Source organism: Enterobacter sp. RHBSTW-00175 (assembly GCF_013927005.1).
Taxonomy (GTDB): domain Bacteria; phylum Pseudomonadota; class Gammaproteobacteria; order Enterobacterales; family Enterobacteriaceae; genus Enterobacter.
The window spans coordinates 5,295,091-5,310,530 of record NZ_CP055930.1; the positions used below are offsets into that span (position 1 = coordinate 5,295,091).

General features: G+C 53.6%; 14 protein-coding genes. 7 read left to right on the plus strand and 7 right to left on the minus strand.

Annotated elements, in window-relative coordinates; translation table 11 throughout:
- Positions 1-49 precede the first annotated feature (49 nt).
- Positions 50-991: a VirK/YbjX family protein gene (locus HV107_RS25595; protein ID WP_182061483.1), complete on the plus strand. Its 942-nt coding sequence runs from the start codon at positions 50-52 to the stop codon at positions 989-991.
- Positions 992-1,518: 527 nt separating this feature from the next.
- Here HV107_RS25595 and HV107_RS25600 read toward each other — a convergent pair.
- Genes HV107_RS25600 through yobA form a run of 3 tightly spaced genes read right to left on the minus strand, consistent with a single transcriptional unit; the run spans position 1,519 to position 3,117 of the window.
- Positions 1,519-1,857 carry a YebY family protein gene (locus HV107_RS25600; protein ID WP_182061484.1) on the minus strand — a complete coding sequence of 113 codons (339 nt, stop codon included), beginning with the start codon at positions 1,855-1,857 and terminating at the stop codon, positions 1,519-1,521.
- 14 nt (positions 1,858-1,871) lie between these two features.
- Positions 1,872-2,741, minus strand: a complete 870-nt coding sequence (gene copD / locus HV107_RS25605) for a copper homeostasis membrane protein CopD (RefSeq protein ID WP_182061485.1) — start codon at positions 2,739-2,741, stop codon at positions 1,872-1,874.
- 1 nt (position 2,742) lies between these two features.
- Positions 2,743-3,117 (minus strand): CopC domain-containing protein YobA, encoded by a 375-nt coding sequence (yobA, locus tag HV107_RS25610; RefSeq protein ID WP_182061486.1) that lies wholly within the window; start codon positions 3,115-3,117, stop codon positions 2,743-2,745.
- Positions 3,118-3,254: 137 nt separating this feature from the next.
- On the opposite strand from yobA, the gene HV107_RS25615 reads away from it, so the two are divergent.
- The 3 genes from HV107_RS25615 (at position 3,255) to exoX (ending at position 4,932) form a co-directional block, all read left to right on the plus strand.
- Positions 3,255-3,485: a DNA polymerase III subunit theta gene (locus tag HV107_RS25615; RefSeq protein ID WP_182061487.1), complete on the plus strand. Its 231-nt coding sequence runs from the start codon at positions 3,255-3,257 to the stop codon at positions 3,483-3,485.
- Positions 3,486-3,594: 109 nt separating this feature from the next.
- Complete coding sequence (locus HV107_RS25620; RefSeq protein ID WP_182061488.1) at positions 3,595-4,245, plus strand: carbon-nitrogen hydrolase family protein; 651 nt, start codon at positions 3,595-3,597, stop codon at positions 4,243-4,245.
- Positions 4,246-4,269: 24 nt separating this feature from the next.
- Entirely contained in the window at positions 4,270-4,932 is a 663-nt protein-coding gene (gene exoX, locus HV107_RS25625; RefSeq protein WP_182061489.1) for an exodeoxyribonuclease X, read from the plus strand.
- Here exoX and ptrB read toward each other — a convergent pair.
- Positions 4,929-6,989: an oligopeptidase B gene (gene ptrB, locus HV107_RS25630; RefSeq protein WP_182061490.1), complete on the minus strand. Its 2,061-nt coding sequence runs from the start codon at positions 6,987-6,989 to the stop codon at positions 4,929-4,931. The two genes, exoX and ptrB, sit on opposite strands and share 4 nt — an antisense overlap.
- Before the next feature lie 198 nt (positions 6,990-7,187).
- Here ptrB and purT point away from each other — a divergent pair, with 198 nt between their 5' ends.
- A complete protein-coding gene (gene purT / locus HV107_RS25635; RefSeq protein ID WP_182061491.1) occupies positions 7,188-8,366 on the plus strand; it encodes a formate-dependent phosphoribosylglycinamide formyltransferase in 1,179 nt (392 codons plus the stop codon).
- A 59-nt stretch (positions 8,367-8,425) separates the two neighbouring features.
- On the opposite strand, the gene kdgA is transcribed toward purT, so the two are convergent.
- The 3 genes from kdgA to zwf form a co-directional block, all read right to left on the minus strand.
- A complete protein-coding gene (gene kdgA, locus HV107_RS25640) occupies positions 8,426-9,067 on the minus strand; it encodes a bifunctional 4-hydroxy-2-oxoglutarate aldolase/2-dehydro-3-deoxy-phosphogluconate aldolase (protein ID WP_014070680.1) in 642 nt (213 codons plus the stop codon).
- 37 nt (positions 9,068-9,104) lie between these two features.
- Positions 9,105-10,916, minus strand: a complete 1,812-nt coding sequence (edd, locus tag HV107_RS25645) for a phosphogluconate dehydratase (RefSeq protein ID WP_182061492.1) — start codon at positions 10,914-10,916, stop codon at positions 9,105-9,107.
- A 234-nt stretch (positions 10,917-11,150) separates the two neighbouring features.
- A complete protein-coding gene (gene zwf / locus HV107_RS25650; protein ID WP_182061493.1) occupies positions 11,151-12,626 on the minus strand; it encodes a glucose-6-phosphate dehydrogenase in 1,476 nt (491 codons plus the stop codon).
- Positions 12,627-12,982: 356 nt separating this feature from the next.
- Between zwf and HV107_RS25655 the strand changes: the two genes are divergently transcribed.
- Positions 12,983-13,852, plus strand: coding sequence for a MurR/RpiR family transcriptional regulator (locus HV107_RS25655; RefSeq protein ID WP_041162241.1), 870 nt, complete (start codon positions 12,983-12,985; stop codon positions 13,850-13,852).
- 123 nt (positions 13,853-13,975) lie between these two features.
- On the plus strand, positions 13,976-15,418 hold the full coding sequence (gene pyk, locus HV107_RS25660; RefSeq protein ID WP_182061494.1) for a pyruvate kinase: 1,443 nt from the start codon (positions 13,976-13,978) through the stop codon (positions 15,416-15,418).
- Positions 15,419-15,440: the final 22 nt, after the last annotated feature.

Sequence of the window (15,440 nt, forward strand, 5' to 3'; positions counted from 1 at the left end):
TTTTGCATGCCCCCTAAAATATGCAATGCATAAAATCTGAGGTTCTCACGTGTCAAATTCGCGCCTGCAAAACGATGTAGCACATTCTCATCGCGCAACTATTATTTCCGATCTGGTGAAAGGTAAACTCGTCCCAGGCCCAATCTGGCAAAAACGCGAGTATCGAATGAAATTTCTTCTTCGCTCGCTGCTGTTCTGGTCTTCAACTCACCGGATGCTGGAAGCACTGTCTCGCCGTGACGATTTTGATCAGCTTCTGGCCTCGCAAATCACCTTGCCGAGCAAAACTCACCGCCAGTATCTGATGCGCGGCATGAATGCCAACGATCGTGCCGAAGCCATCGTCAGCCACTATGAGTGGATCGATTCCCTGAAAGACGCCAGTCTGGTCAAGGCGTTAACGGGCCCGCAGGAACAGTCGATTGTTGAGTTTCATGCGAAAGAAGGCGTCAGCTATAACGTCAACGCCATGAATGCCAGCAAAGCTGAACGTGAAGGTGAATGTACGTTGTGGCTGCGTGATAACGAAAATACCTTGCTGGCGAGCCTGACGTTCTGTGTCGCCCGAGAAAACGGCCAGCCGGTGCTGGTGATCGGCGGTCTGCAAGGCCCGCGCCGCAGCGTGTCTCGTGATGTGATTAAGCAAGCCACCCGCGCCTGCCATGGCCTGTTCCCGAAACGCGTGCTGATGGAAGTGCTGTTCCAGCTGGCAACGCTTTCTGGCATCAAAGCCATTTACGCCGTCAGCGACGAAGGCCACATCTTCCGCGCGTTGCGTTACCGTCTGAGCAAAGGCCGCCATTTCCACGCCAGCTACGATGAGTTCTGGGAGTCTATTGACGGCAAAAAGCTGTCTACCTTCCGCTGGCAGTTACCTTTGCAGATGGAACGTAAATCTCTGGAAGAGATTGCCAGTAAAAAACGTGCTGAATACCGCCGTCGTTTTGAACTGCTCGACGAAATTGAAGCGTCAGTAAAATCACGCTTTTAAGCCCGGTTTACGTTATGCCGCTTTCGGGCGGCATTTTTATATTGCCCTCGCCCACATCTACGGTTTGACCAGCCTCAATATCCTTGTTTTTCTTCAGTAATGTCCTTCAGACCTTAAAAACACAATCACCGAATCGCTCAAACACGAAAACGTAATAATGACAAAAAATACCTGGACGAACGCGGTGCAGAGTATGTTATGGTTTAGAAAGGATATGGAAAATTCGAGAAATTTTCGGGTGGTTTCGGGTTAACACCGACAAGCACTGTGAAAAAACAAGCACATAAAAAGAGACCGAATACGATTCCTGTATTCGGTCCAGGGAAATGGCTCTTGGGAGAGAGCCGTGCGCTAAAAGTTGGCATTAATGCAGGCTAAAATCGCCTTGCCTTTTAAGAATAGATGAGAGCGCCAGGTTTTCCAGTCCACGGTAAAAGTGGCCTGAAAAAAAGCGTATCAACATCATAAAACTGAAAAACCGCAGTGCTCTCGCAAGCACCTGCGGTTTTTTATTGGAAACCAGAGTGCTAGCAGAGCTTGTCGGCTCGCTCGATAAACGGAGCCAGGCTCATTTTGTGGCCCGGATTTGCTGGATCGTCAATCTGGATCACGCTGATAGGTTTTCCGCTGCTTTTTCCGCTGGCGACCTGCTGCTCCGCAATATCATTGAGCGGGTATTGCACCAGGGTGCTTGGATTAATGGCATACAGGGCATGACCAGGGCGACAGGTCAGCATCACCTCTTCACGATCGAACGCCCATTTCTCTTTGCCCACTTCAAAACGGCTAACCGTGATCACCTGCTGCGCCGCCAGTACATTTGTGGCGCTGGCCAGCAGTAAGAGCGAAAATAGTGTCTTTTTCATATGTTTTAACCTTCTCAGAAGGGCTCCCAGGTGGCAAAAAGGCTGACAGTTGCCAGCACCAGCGCACCCAGCACAACCTCTGCCTGTGTCATCCTGATAAAAATCTGTTGTTCTCGTCCGGCATCCGGTCGAAATCGTGGAACCAGAAAATACCGATTCGTCAGCGCAATTACCACCATCATTGCCACCAGCGCACATTTGAACAACAAAAGTTGCCCGTAGTGCGTCTGCCAGGGGGCATTAAACCCGAGGATAAACAGCGCATTGATTACCCCGGTAACAATAACCCCCGCCACCGCATAATGCCCCACACGGGAAAAACGCATCATGGTGTAGATGGCGGCAACGTGCCAACGACCTTTCGCCAGTTGCATACAAAACAGCAATGGCAGCAATCCGCCGAGCCAGGTTGCAGCACACAGCAGGTGCACTGCATGATTCACGCGCTGCACGCCTCCGGCAATGCCTTCATTCATTGCTGCATGGCCGACGCCCGCCAGCAGAAAAAATTGCCCCATCGCCAGCAAAAGTAATCGCGCCCCTTTCTGCGGCGCAATCCAGGCGGATGCGGTGGTGATTAATGCCAGAATTATCTGCCACACCCAGACGCTGCCATATTGCGTGGAGGCCACCGTACTCCAGATTTCCGGGCGCAACACATCACTCCAGCCATTCCCCATCAACCCACCCTGAAGGCCAAACATCAGGAGGGCAGACAGCAGGCTGACTATTACCATGGCTTTTTGCTGTTGCTGAAAACGCCGCGTCATCAGTCTGTGCAGCGAAAAAGGCGCGAGCCATGCGCTGTACAACGCATTGCCAAAAATCAGCATCAGCGCGCCGAAGTGGATAAAACGCAGCACCACGTAGCTTAACGCCAGCATGTTATTTCACGCTGAAACGATAGCTGCCTTTGGTTTTGTGGCCATCCACAGAAACCACATGCCATTCGACGAGATACGTCCCCGTCGCCAGTGTTTGATCTAACGGCACAATTAGCTGCGTTTTGTCTTTCTCGTCACGCTTAACCGCGCCCGTTTTGACCGTTTGCTGCTGCTCCCCCGTTACGGTCACTCCGCTAAAGGCAGGTTCAATGCCTTCTGAAAAATGCAGTGTTAATGCCTGTGGCGCCGTTGCGACCACTGCGTCTGCCGCCGGGGTTTGCTGTTTAAGATGCGCGTGCGCCAGTACAGAAGGTGTTACCACCGAAGCAATCAGAAAGGTTAACGCGCAAACCGCGCGGGTCGAGGAAAAAACCATCGCAATCATTCCTTTTTGTTATGTCTACATGACAGAGGATAACTCTGTATAATAAACGAGTCGAGGATCATCCTGCGCCTGCTTGTCAACGCCGTGCAATCGCGGTAACGTTGCCGCCGCAAAAAAAGGAGAAGGAAATGAAGATCAATCTGGCCGCCCTTCCTCAGGACGAGATGGACAAAGTCAATGTCGATCTCGCTGCCGCTGGCGTGGTATTTAAAGAGCGTTACAACATGCCTGTCGTGGCCGAAGTTGTCGAACGTGAACAGCCTGCGCACCTGCGCGACTGGTTCCGCGAACGCCTTATTGCCCACCGTCTTGCCTCAGTTAATCTTTCGCGTTTACCCTACGAACCTAAAGTTAAGTAACCTTAACGACGTGTTACATTTCCTTACACGGATTGTGGCAGGATAAGAAAACCCTGATGTTATAAGGTGTATTCTTAAATTCTGCGACTCTGTGTATAAGGATGTCACGATGTCACGATGGAATATTGCTGCCGCCCAGTATGCCCCCCAGCATCACTGCGTGGACGCGCACGTCGAGCACCATTTACGGTTCATTGCCGAAGCCGCACGACAGCAGTGCGATTTACTGGTATTCCCAGAGCTTTCGTTAACCGGCCCCGGTGATGAGGATTTGCCTGCGCCTCCCAGCGATCGCCAGCTAGAACCTCTGCTGCGCGCAACCCAGATTTACCGTATTACCGTTATCGCCGGGATCACGCTGGAAAACCAGGGTCAGCGCCAGAAAGGATTGGCCCTGTTTAGCCCGTGTTGCGATACCTCTCTGCGCTATCCGCAAGGCAGTGGCGCATGTATTACCCGCGATGATACGCAACTCACCATAATAGATACCCACTCCGACACGCCGAACCTCGACCCAATGGCCGCCTTATTGACCTGCAGTCAGGATGTGGGCGACCATCGCTGGCGTCAGTCTATTAGTACGTTACAGCGGTTTTCCCACAAATATTCGATTGCCGTGTTGATGGCGAATGCCCGCAACGGCAGCGCGCTGTGGGATGAAAAAGGACAACTCATCGTCCGGGCCGATAAAGGTGAACTGTTATTGACAGGTTCCCGGGACAGACAGGGTTGGCAAGGCGATATCATTCCTTTAGGCTAAGCGTTTTAGGGTCAGGAGCGATCAATGCTGCGCGTAATCGATACCGAAACTTGCGATCTTCAGGGCGGAATTGTGGAAGTTGCCTCTGTGGACGTGGTTGACGGTAAAATAGTCAATCCCATGAGTCACCTGGTGCGTCCCGATCGTCCAATAAGCCCGCAGGCGATGGCCATTCACCGCATTACGGAATCGATGGTGGCGGATAAGCCCTGGATTGAAGAGGTCATCCCTCACTACTACGGCAGCATGTGGTACGTGGCGCATAACGCCAGCTTTGACCGCCGCGTCTTGCCGGAAATGCCCGGCGAGTGGATCTGTACCATGAAGCTGGCCCGCCGCTTATGGCCGGGGATCAAATACAGCAATATGGCGCTCTACAAATCGCGCAAGCTGAGCGTGAGAACCCCGGAAGGGCTTCACCATCACCGTGCGCTGTATGATTGCTATATCACCGCTGCACTGCTCATCGATATTATGAATACCTCTGGCTGGACGCCAGATGATATGGCAAACATAACCGGACGCCCGGCATTGCTGACAACGTTTACGTTCGGCAAATATCGCGGAAAAGCGGTGTCCGAAATAGCCGACAAAGATCCGGGCTATCTGCGCTGGCTGTACAACAACCTCGACAGAATGAGCCCGGAGCTTCGTTTAACCCTCCGGCACTACCTGGGCGAATCTTAATGCCCGGCACGGCCTGGCAGCGTATCCTGCGCCAGGCCAATCAAAAAGGCATACTCCAGCGCGACCCCTTCGTAGGATTTAAAACGCCCCGATTTCCCGCCGTGGCCGGAATCCATGTCCGTGCAGAGCAACAACAGATTATCGTCGGTTTTTAATTCGCGCAGCTTAGCTACCCATTTTGCCGGCTCCCAGTATTGTACCTGCGAGTCATGTAATCCGGTGGTCACCAGCAGATGCGGATAGGCTTTGGCCTCTACGTTGTCGTAAGGGCTGTACTCTTTCATGTAGCGGTAATAGGCTTCGTCCTGCGGATTGCCCCACTCTTCAAACTCACCGGTGGTCAGCGGGATGGATTCATCCAGCATCGTGGTTAATACATCGACAAACGGCACCTGGGCGACGATACCTTTAAAACGCTCGGGCCGCGCATTTATCACTGCCCCCATCAGCATTCCACCGGCACTCCCCCCCATACCGAAACAGAGCCCCGGATCGCCATAGCCCTGCTCTATCAACGCATCACAGACATCAAGATAGTCATTGAAGGTGTTTTTCTTTCTGAGGAATTTCCCCTCTTCATACCAGTGATGTCCCAGCTCACTGCCGCCACGCACATGTGCTATCGCAAAAACGAAACCTCGATCGAGGAGGCTTAGCCTGCTGCTGCTAAAATCGGCATCCATGCTGGCGCCATACGAGCCGTAACCGTAGACCAGCAATGGATTTTTGCCCTTACGAAAATGTTCAGGTCGATACACCAGCGATACCGGCACTTCCGCGCCATCCCGGGCTTTCACCCACAGGTGTTCACTGCGATAATTCTCCGACTCAAAACCGGCAACCGCAGCCTGTTTCAGCACCTGCCGCTGCCCGGTGTCCATATCCAGCTCGAACAGCGTGTCAGGTGTGGTCATTGACGAGTAGCCATAGCGAAGGCGAGACGATTCCGGTTCAGGGTTGAAGCCAATCCACGTCACATAGGCCGGGTCATCAAAGGCAATCCCCACCACTTCCCGCGTTTTACGATTGATCTGCCGCAGGCTGGTCAGCCCACGCTGGCGCTCTTCCACCACCAGCCAGTCAGTGAACAGCGTAAATCCTTCCAGCATCACCTGTTCGCGGGCCGGAATTAACACCTCCCATTTCAGCTCTTCGCGCACTTTGGTTTTATAAAGGCCGAAGTTTTTACCCTCGCGGTTTGAGCGCAGGTAAAAGCTGTGCTGGTAGTGATCCAGGCTGTACTCATGGTCTTTACGACGCGGCAGGAAGCACAAAGGCTGTGCGTCAGGAAGCTCCGCATCCAGCAGCAGTACTTCTGAGGTGGTCGCACTGGCAAGAGAGATGACGACATAATGACGGGATGTAGTTTTACTCAGGCTGACGTAAAAGGTTTCGTCTTTCTCTTCATACACCAGCTCATCCTGAACCGCAGATGTCCCAATGGTATGGCGCCAGACCTGGTAAGGCAGCAATGTCACCGCGTGTTTTTTAACGTAGTAGACCGTTTCGGAATCATTCGCCCAGACAAAATCCGGTGACACGTTGTCGAGCATTTCGGGATACCAGTTCCCGCTTTCAAGATTGCGAAAGCGCAGACCGTACTGCCGACGCGAAAGATAATCCTCGGCCAGCGCCATAATGGCGTTATCCGGCGAGATGGACATACCGCCCAGGGTATAAAATTCGCTGTGGGCAGCACGCTGATTGGCATCCAGCAGGATTTCCCAGTCGTCCCATTCTGCGCTCAGGGCAGACTGGCGTTGATACACCGGGTATTCGTTGCCGGGCTCGTAGATATGGCGATAGCGATAGCCATTTTTGGTCCAGGGCGCGGAGATATCGCGCTGCGGGATACGTTCCACCATTTCGGCTAATAGCCGGTCCTGAAGCGCCTGCTGGCTGGCCATAACCTTGCGGCCATAGTCATTTTCCTGGTGAAGATAGTCGAGAACCTCCGGGCGGGAACGTGAATCGTCCCGCAGCCAGTAATAGTTGTCTATGCGTGTATCGCCATGCGTGGTAATGGCGTGAGGCTCGCGTCGGGCTTTTGGTGACATGTTGTTTATTCGTTTTGGTTTTACACCTTATAAGGTTGGCAAAACACGCGCACGATGCAAGCGAAACATCGCCGTCAGCCCCGCAAGTTAGCCCTGAAATTCGAAAGCACAATTTCTTAAGCCCCTCATCGGGCCAGAGACAAGACAGACGCAAACGTTTTCGTTTATACTGCGCGCAACTTTTTCAGGGGGATTGTTATGATTCGTTTAGGAACTGCGCTGCGTCCGGCAGCCACCCGCGTAATGCTGCTGGGCTCGGGTGAACTGGGTAAAGAAGTCGCCATCGAGTGCCAGCGTTTAGGCGTGGAAGTGATTGCGGTCGACCGTTATGCCGATGCACCTGCCATGCATGTTGCCCATCGCTCACATGTGATAAATATGCTGGATGGCGATGCCCTGCGTGCACTGATTGCACAAGAAAAACCGGATTTTGTGGTGCCCGAAATCGAAGCCATTGCCACCGATACGCTGATTGCGCTTGAGCAGGAAGGCCAGCGCGTTGTGCCTTGTGCGAAAGCGGCAAAGCTCACCATGAATCGCGAAGGCATTCGCCGCCTGGCGGCAGAAGAGCTGGCTCTGCCGACCTCCAGCTACCGTTTTGCCGACAGCAAAGAGGCCTTTATCAACGCTGTGGAAGAGATTGGCTACCCGTGCATCATTAAGCCAGTGATGAGCTCTTCCGGCAAAGGACAAAGCTTTATCCGCGACAGCACCACGCTGGACAAGGCCTGGGATTACGCGCAACAAGGTGGCCGTGCAGGCGCCGGACGCGTGATTGTTGAAGGCGTGGTGAAGTTTGATTTCGAGATCACCCTTCTGACCGTCAGCGCTGTGGACGGTGTGCATTTCTGCGAAGCAATCGGCCATCGTCAGGAAGATGGCGATTATCGTGAATCCTGGCAGCCTCAACAGATGAGCGCACTGGCGCTGGAGCGTGCGCAGGATATCGCCCGCAAAGTGGTTCTGGCCCTGGGCGGTTATGGTCTGTTTGGCGTTGAGCTGTTTGTCTGTGGCGACGATGTGGTGTTCAGCGAAGTCTCCCCTCGTCCGCACGATACCGGGATGGTGACGTTAATTTCACAGGATCTCTCAGAGTTTGCCCTGCACGTCCGCGCATTCCTTGGCCTGCCAGTTGGCGGCATTCGTCAGTACGGCCCGGCAGCATCGGCGGTGATCCTGCCGCAATTGACCAGTCAGAACGTGACGTTTGATAACGTCAACGGTGCCGTTGGCGCAGGGTTGCAGGTACGTCTGTTTGGTAAGCCGGAAATCGACGGCACGCGCCGTCTTGGCGTGGCGCTAGCCACCGGTGATAACGTGGACGATGCCGTGGCAAGAGCCAAAGTAGCCGCGGCGAATATTATCGTCGCAGGATAAAAAAACGGGCCAAAAGGCCCGTTTTTTATTTCGCAGGCCGGGTTACCCGGCAAGCAAACTTACTGTTTCGCGCCTTCAACCGCTTCGCGAGCCAGTTTGGTGATGCGATCCCAGTCGCCCGCTTCCAGCGCATCCGCCGGAACCAGCCATGAACCACCGATGCACAGCACGCTTTTCAGCGCCAGGTAGTCACGGTAGTTCGCCGGTGAAATACCGCCAGTCGGGCAGAAACGAACCTGAGAGAATGGGCCAGCAATGGCCTGCAACGCTTTGGTGCCGCCGTTAGCTTCAGCCGGGAAGAATTTGAACTCTTTCAGACCGTAGTCCATGCCCAGCATCAGTTCAGAAACGGTGCTGATACCCGGGATCAAAGGAATGGTGCCTTCGGTAGCGGCTTTCAGCAGTGGCTCAGTCAGGCCAGGGCTGATAGCGAACTGCGCGCCTGCTTCAGTCACGTCAGCCAGCTGTTGTGGGTTCAGAACCGTGCCCGCACCGATAATTGCTTCCGGTACTTCTTTGGCGATCGCGCGGATCGCGTCCATTGCACAGGCAGTACGCAGGGTCACTTCCAGCACGCGAACACCGCCAGCAACCAGCGCTTTTGCCATAGGTACGGCGTGTTCCAGCTTATTCACCACGATTACCGGCACGACAGGGCCAGTTTTCAGGATTGCTTCTGCACTTGTTTTCCAGTTTTTCATCAGAGTTTCTCTCGCCAGATCGATAATTCAGGTCGTCTTAAAACGTAATACAGGTCGCACCCTGTTCCGCGCCGGAGAGTTTCTCGCGCAGCGCACTGAACATTTCGCGTCCGGTTCCCACGCGCGATGCGCTCAGGTCAGGAATATGCGGTTTACGGGCAGCAAGTTCAGCCTCATCCACCAGCAGGGTTAACTCGCCTGTCTGGCCATTGACGCGAATCATATCGCCGTCACGGACTTTCGCCAGCAATCCACCATCGTACGCTTCAGGCGTCACGTGGATTGCTGAAGGCACTTTACCTGAAGCACCAGAGAGGCGTCCATCGGTAACCAACGCAATTTTGAAACAGCGGTCCAATAATACACCAAGTGGCGGCATAAGTTTATGTAATTCTGGCATCCCGTTCGCTTTTGGCCCCTGATGGCGCACGACCACCACGCAATCCCTGTCGAGAAGACCGGCATCGAAGGCTGGTAAAACATCGTGCTGGCTTTCAAATACCACAGCCGGAGCTTCGATAATCTGGTTCTCTTCCGGTACGGCAGAGGTTTTCATTACCGCGCGCCCCAGGTTGCCGCTCAGCACTTTTGTGCCACCGTGACGGGAGAACGGGGTATCGAAGGTTGCGATAACCTGTGCGTCCAGGGAGGCAGTCGCCCCATCACGCCAGTCCAGTTCACCATTGTTCAGCCACGGCTCCATGGTGTAACGCTGCAAGCCAAAGCCTGCCACCGTATTCACATCTTCATGTAGCAAGCCGCCTTTGAGCAGTTCACGCATCAGCACCGGTACGCCGCCAGCCGCCTGGAAGTGGTTAATGTCTGCCGGGCCATTCGGGTACAGACGCGCCATCAGCGGCACAACGGCTGAGATGTCAGAGAAATCATCCCAGTTAATCAGAATGCCCGCCGCACGTGCCATCGCCACCAGGTGCATGGTGTGGTTGGTTGAGCCGCCGGTTGCCAGCAGGGCAACAATCCCGTTGACGATAACTTTCTCATCCACCATTTTGCCCATCGGCATCCACTCGTTACCGTTTCCGGTGAGGCGAGTAACCTGGCGGGCAGCGGCTTCGGTCAGCGCCTGACGCAGTGGCGCATCCGGCTGAATGAAGGATGAACCCGGAAGCTGCATACCCATAAATTCCACCACCATCTGATTGGTGTTGGCCGTACCGTAGAACGTACAGGTACCTGGTGCGTGGTAGGAGGCAGCTTCGGCTTCCAGCAGCGCCTGACGATCCGCTTTACCTTCGGCATACAGCTGGCGGATACGCACTTTTTCTTTGTTTGGCAGGCCACTTGCCATCGGGCCTGACGGCACGAAAATCGCAGGCAGATGACCAAAGGAGAGCGCCGCCATCACCAGGCCCGGGACAATTTTGTCGCACACGCCCAGGTAAAGCGCGCCATCGAACATATTGTGCGATAGCCCTACCGCCGCAGACATGGCAATCACTTCACGGCTCAGCAGGGACAACTCCATCCCATCCTGACCCTGGGTTACACCGTCGCACATGGCCGGTACGCCCCCTGCAACCTGCCCCACCGCATTGACGCTGTGCAGCGCTTTACGAATGATATTCGGGTAGACCTCATACGGCTGGTGCGCCGAGAGCATATCGTTATAGGAGGTAATGATGGCGATATTGTTACGCAACATGCTTTTCAGCGAGTCTTTGTCACCCGGCTGGCAGGCAGCAAAGCCGTGGGCCAGATTACCGCAGGCCAGCTGTGAACGATGTACGGTGTTGCTTTTGGCCTGTTCAACACGGGCGAGGTAGGCAGAACGCGTATCTTTCGAGCGCTCAATAATGCGTTGTGTTACGCGTAACAATGTCGGATTCATAAAAGCTCCTCTAATTTATCTGTCCGGGCTCGGGAGTTTACAAAGTCTCTGGCAGTTGTTAACAACGCTGAAACGCTTGGTGTCCGGAGCTCAGGGGCAAAATCGCTTCCGGCAGTGTAATAAAAAAAGCTCCGCGGGGAAATCCACGCGGAGCTTAAAAGATTAAAAATTGTGCCACTAACTGTGTTAGATCATGTTACCGGTAAAATAACACCTTCGGGCTAGAGGATTATCCTACTCAAACTCGTTCCAGGAGCGGCCATCACGGGTGATCATCGCCACAGAGGCGACAGGTCCCCAGGTACCCGCCTGATACGGTTTTGGCGCGTCCTGATCGGCAGCCCAGGCTTCGGTAATAGAATCGACCCATTTCCACGCCTCTTCCACTTCATCGCGACGTACGAACAGCGCCTGAATACCACGCATGGTTTCCAGCAGCAGACGCTCGTAAGCATCCGCAAGGTGTGTTTGGTTGAAAGTCTCGGAGTAGCTCAGATCAAGCTTAGTGGTTTGCAGGTTGTGTTTGTGATCCAGACCTGGCACTTTGTTCAGGATCTGAATATCCACACCTTCGTCCGGTTGCAGACGGATGGTCAACTTGTTCTGCGGCAGCTCCTGCCAGGACTCTTTGAACAGGTTCAGCTCAGGGTTTTTAAAGTACACAACCACTTCGGAGCATTTGGCTGGCAGACGTTTACCGGTACGCAGGTAGAACGGAACACCCGCCCAGCGCCAGTCATCGATATCCACACGGATCGCCACAAAGGTCTCGGTGTTGCTGGCCTTGTTCGCACCCTCTTCTTCCAGGTAGCCCGGCACTTTTTTACCCTGGGCAAAGCCTGCGGTGTACTGGCCGCGCACGGTTTTCTCACGCACATTTGAACGGTCAATGCGGCGCAGAGATTTCAGCACTTTCACTTTTGCATCGCGGATGCTGTCGGCCGTCAGGTCAGAAGGTGGAGACATGGCGATCATGCACAGAATTTGCAGCAGGTGGTTCTGGATCATGTCGCGCATCTGGCCGGCCTGGTCAAAGTAACCCCAGCGCCCTTCGATACCCACCTCTTCGGCCACGGTAATTTCCACGTGATCGATAGTACGGTTGTCCCAGTTGTTCACAAACAGGGAGTTCGCAAAACGCAGCGCCAGCAGGTTCAGTACCGTCTCTTTACCAAGATAGTGGTCGATACGGTAAACCTGGCACTCTTCAAAGAACTCGCCCACCTGATCGTTGATTTCGCGGGAGGTCGCAAGCGATGTACCCAGCGGTTTTTCCATCACGACGCGTGCAGGTTTGGCGTTCAGTTTCGCTTCGCCCAGGCCTTTGCAGATGGCGCCGAAGGTGCTTGGTGGCATTGCGAAATAGTTGATGGTGACGCGGTTTTTCTGGTCCAGCATCTCGCCCAGACGAGAAAACGCGCTAACGTCGTTCACGTCCAGGTTACAGAAATCGAGGCGTCCGCTCAGCGTATCCCACAAACTTTCATCGATTTTCTCTTTCATGAAAGTTTCGAGCGCTTCGCGCACGACTTTGGTATAAGCGTCCTTGTCCCATTCGGCGCGCCCGACACCCAGGATACGGGTATCCGGATGAAGTTGGCCCGCTTTTTCCAGTTGATACAGGGAAGGCAGCAATTTCCGGCGTGCAAGATCGCCTTTCGCGCCGAAAATGACCAGGTCACATGCCTGGGCTGTTTGCGTTACCGCCATGTCATTCTCCTCAGTTGGATAACCTGGTACTTCTGCCAGGTATCGTTGTAATTTTATTACAATGCACTGTACTGCTTTTACGTCATTCCCGAAACCATTAGCGCTTATCGTCACGTGCGATACCGCGATTTTTCGCCCGTAAAACGCCTGTGGCACGGCAAAAACGCTGGATCCGTCGAATCTTTGTACTGCCCGGTCACTGCAAAACCCGACAGCGATCAAGTAATGAAAAAAAACAACAACATTTCTTGTCGTACATTACCCTTTAAGGAAGCCTGAGGGGTAATATCGACTCAATCGAATCATGATTTCATCAATCAATGAAATCGTTTCCACCCATGAGCGCCTGGTTAACGATGAACATGCTGGAAAAAATCCAGTTTCAACTGGAACACCTTAGCAAATCCGAGCGAAAAGTGGCTGAAGTTATTCTCGCCTCCCCCGCTCAGGCGATTCATTCAAGCATCGCCGCTCTGGCACAGGAATCGGGCGTTAGCGAACCGACGGTTAACAGGTTCTGTCGAAGCCTTGAAACGCGTGGCTTCCCCGATTTTAAACTGCATCTGGCACAAAGTCTGGCAAACGGTACGCCGTATGTTAATCGCAATGTAGATGAAGACGACAGCGTTGATGCCTATACCGCGAAAATATTTGAATCCGCGATGGCAACGCTCGATCATGTCCGGCAGTCGCTGGATATGACATCGGTTAATCGCGCGGTCGATTTACTGACCCAGGCCAAGAAGATAGCCTTCTTCGGTCTGGGCTCGTCCGCAGCGGTTGCTCACGATGCCATGAACAAGTTCTTTCGCTTTAATGTCCCGGTCATTTATTCCGATGACATTGTGCTGCAACGCATGAGTTGTATGAATTGTAGCGAAGATGATGTGGTGGTTCTTATCTCGCATACCGGACGCACCAAAAGCCAGGTAGAACTTGCTCAGCTGGCGCGTGATAACGATGCTATGGTGATAGCGCTTACAACAGCAGGTACGCCGTTGGCACGAGAAGCGACTCTCGCCATCACTCTGGATGTGCCTGAAGACACCGACATGTATATGCCAATGGTGTCACGTCTTGCGCAACTCACTGTGATTGACGTACTGGCGACCGGTTTTACCTTGCGTCGAGGGGCAAAATTCAGAGATAACTTGAAGCGGGTCAAGGAAGCGCTCAAGGAATCGCGTTTTGATAAAGAATTGCTCATAAAGAGCGATGTTCCCTAATAGTTAATAATGATGTTTTAACGATTCACGGCACTCGGTCAGTTCACTGTTGCCTTGCAGCAGGCAGAACGCCGATTCAATGTTCACGCAACACCAAAATTGTTTCAGTCAACGGAGTATTACATGTCCAGAAGGCTTCGCAGAACCAAGATCGTAACCACCTTAGGCCCGGCTACCGATCGCGATAATAACCTCGAGAAAATTATCGCCGCAGGCGCCAACGTGGTACGTATGAACTTCTCTCACGGTACGCCAGAAGACCATAAACTGCGTGCAGATAAAGTACGTGAGATCGCGGCTAAACTGGGCCGCCATGTTGCTATCCTCGGTGACCTGCAAGGGCCAAAAATCCGTGTATCAACATTTAAAGAAGGTAAAGTTTTCCTTAATGTTGGCGATAAGTTCCTGCTTGATGCCAACCTGAGCAAAGGTGAAGGCGATAAAGAGAAAGTGGGCATCGACTATAAAGGTCTGCCTGCTGACGTGGTGACTGGCGACATTCTGCTGCTCGACGATGGCCGCGTTCAGCTGAAAGTGCTGGAAGTTCAGGGCATGAAAGTGTTCACCGAAGTGACCGTGGGTGGCCCGCTTTCCAACAACAAAGGTATTAACAAACTCGGTGGCGGTCTCTCTGCTGAAGCGCTGACCGATAAAGACAAAGCCGACATCGTTACTGCCGCCCAGATTAGTGTGGATTACCTGGCGGTCTCCTTCCCACGCTGTGGTGAAGACCTGAACTACGCTCGTCGTCTGGCGCGTGATGCAGGTTGCGATGCGAAAATCGTTGCCAAAGTTGAGCGTGCAGAAGCCGTTTGCGATCAGGATGCGATGGATGACGTTATCCTGGCCTCCGACGTGGTGATGGTTGCCCGTGGTGACCTGGGCGTTGAAATCGGCGACCCGGAACTGGTAGGTATCCAGAAAGCGCTGATCCGCCGTGCGCGTCAGCTGAACCGCGCGGTGATCACTGCGACCCAGATGATGGAGTCAATGATTACCAACCCAATGCCAACCCGTGCAGAAGTCATGGACGTGGCAAACGCCGTGCTGGATGGTACCGATGCGGTCATGCTGTCTGCTGAAACTGCGGCAGGCCAGTACCCGGCTGAAACCGTTGCTGCCATGGCGCGCGTGTGCCTGGGCGCTGAGAAGATCCCAAGCATCAACGTGTCTAAACACCGTCTGGACGTGCAGTTCGACAACGTGGAAGAAGCCATTGCGATGTCCGCAATGTACGCGGCAAACCACCTGAAAGGTGTTACTGCTATCATCACCATGACCGAATCTGGCCGTACCGCGCTGATGACGTCCCGTATCAGCTCCGGTCTGCCAATCTTTGCTATGTCCCGTCACGAGCGCACCCTGAACCTGACTGCGCTGTATCGTGGTGTGACCCCGGTTTACTTCGACAGCACCAGCGATGGCGTTGCCGCTGCGAACGATGCCGTTAACCTGCTGCGCGACAAAGGCTACCTGGTGTCCGGTGATATCGTTATCGTGACTCAGGGTGACGTGATGAGCACCGTGGGTTCAACCAACACTACCCGTGTTATGACCGTCGAATAATCCCGATGCTGTTAAAAAGCCC

Coding starts and splice junctions, on each gene's coding strand:
- HV107_RS25655 (WP_041162241.1), top strand. CDS start 12,983: ATGAACATGCTGGAAAAAATCCAGTTTCAACTGGAACACCTTAGCAAA.
- purT (WP_182061491.1), top strand. CDS start 7,188: ATGATTCGTTTAGGAACTGCGCTGCGTCCGGCAGCCACCCGCGTAATG.
- yobA (WP_182061486.1), bottom strand. CDS start 3,117: ATGGTTTTTTCCTCGACCCGCGCGGTTTGCGCGTTAACCTTTCTGATT.
- zwf (WP_182061493.1), bottom strand. CDS start 12,626: ATGGCGGTAACGCAAACAGCCCAGGCATGTGACCTGGTCATTTTCGGC.
- copD (WP_182061485.1), bottom strand. CDS start 2,741: ATGCTGGCGTTAAGCTACGTGGTGCTGCGTTTTATCCACTTCGGCGCG.
- ptrB (WP_182061490.1), bottom strand. CDS start 6,989: ATGTCACCAAAAGCCCGACGCGAGCCTCACGCCATTACCACGCATGGC.
- kdgA (WP_014070680.1), bottom strand. CDS start 9,067: ATGAAAAACTGGAAAACAAGTGCAGAAGCAATCCTGAAAACTGGCCCT.
- HV107_RS25615 (WP_182061487.1), top strand. CDS start 3,255: ATGAAGATCAATCTGGCCGCCCTTCCTCAGGACGAGATGGACAAAGTC.
- exoX (WP_182061489.1), top strand. CDS start 4,270: ATGCTGCGCGTAATCGATACCGAAACTTGCGATCTTCAGGGCGGAATT.
- HV107_RS25600 (WP_182061484.1), bottom strand. CDS start 1,857: ATGAAAAAGACACTATTTTCGCTCTTACTGCTGGCCAGCGCCACAAAT.
- HV107_RS25620 (WP_182061488.1), top strand. CDS start 3,595: ATGTCACGATGGAATATTGCTGCCGCCCAGTATGCCCCCCAGCATCAC.
- edd (WP_182061492.1), bottom strand. CDS start 10,916: ATGAATCCGACATTGTTACGCGTAACACAACGCATTATTGAGCGCTCG.
- pyk (WP_182061494.1), top strand. CDS start 13,976: ATGTCCAGAAGGCTTCGCAGAACCAAGATCGTAACCACCTTAGGCCCG.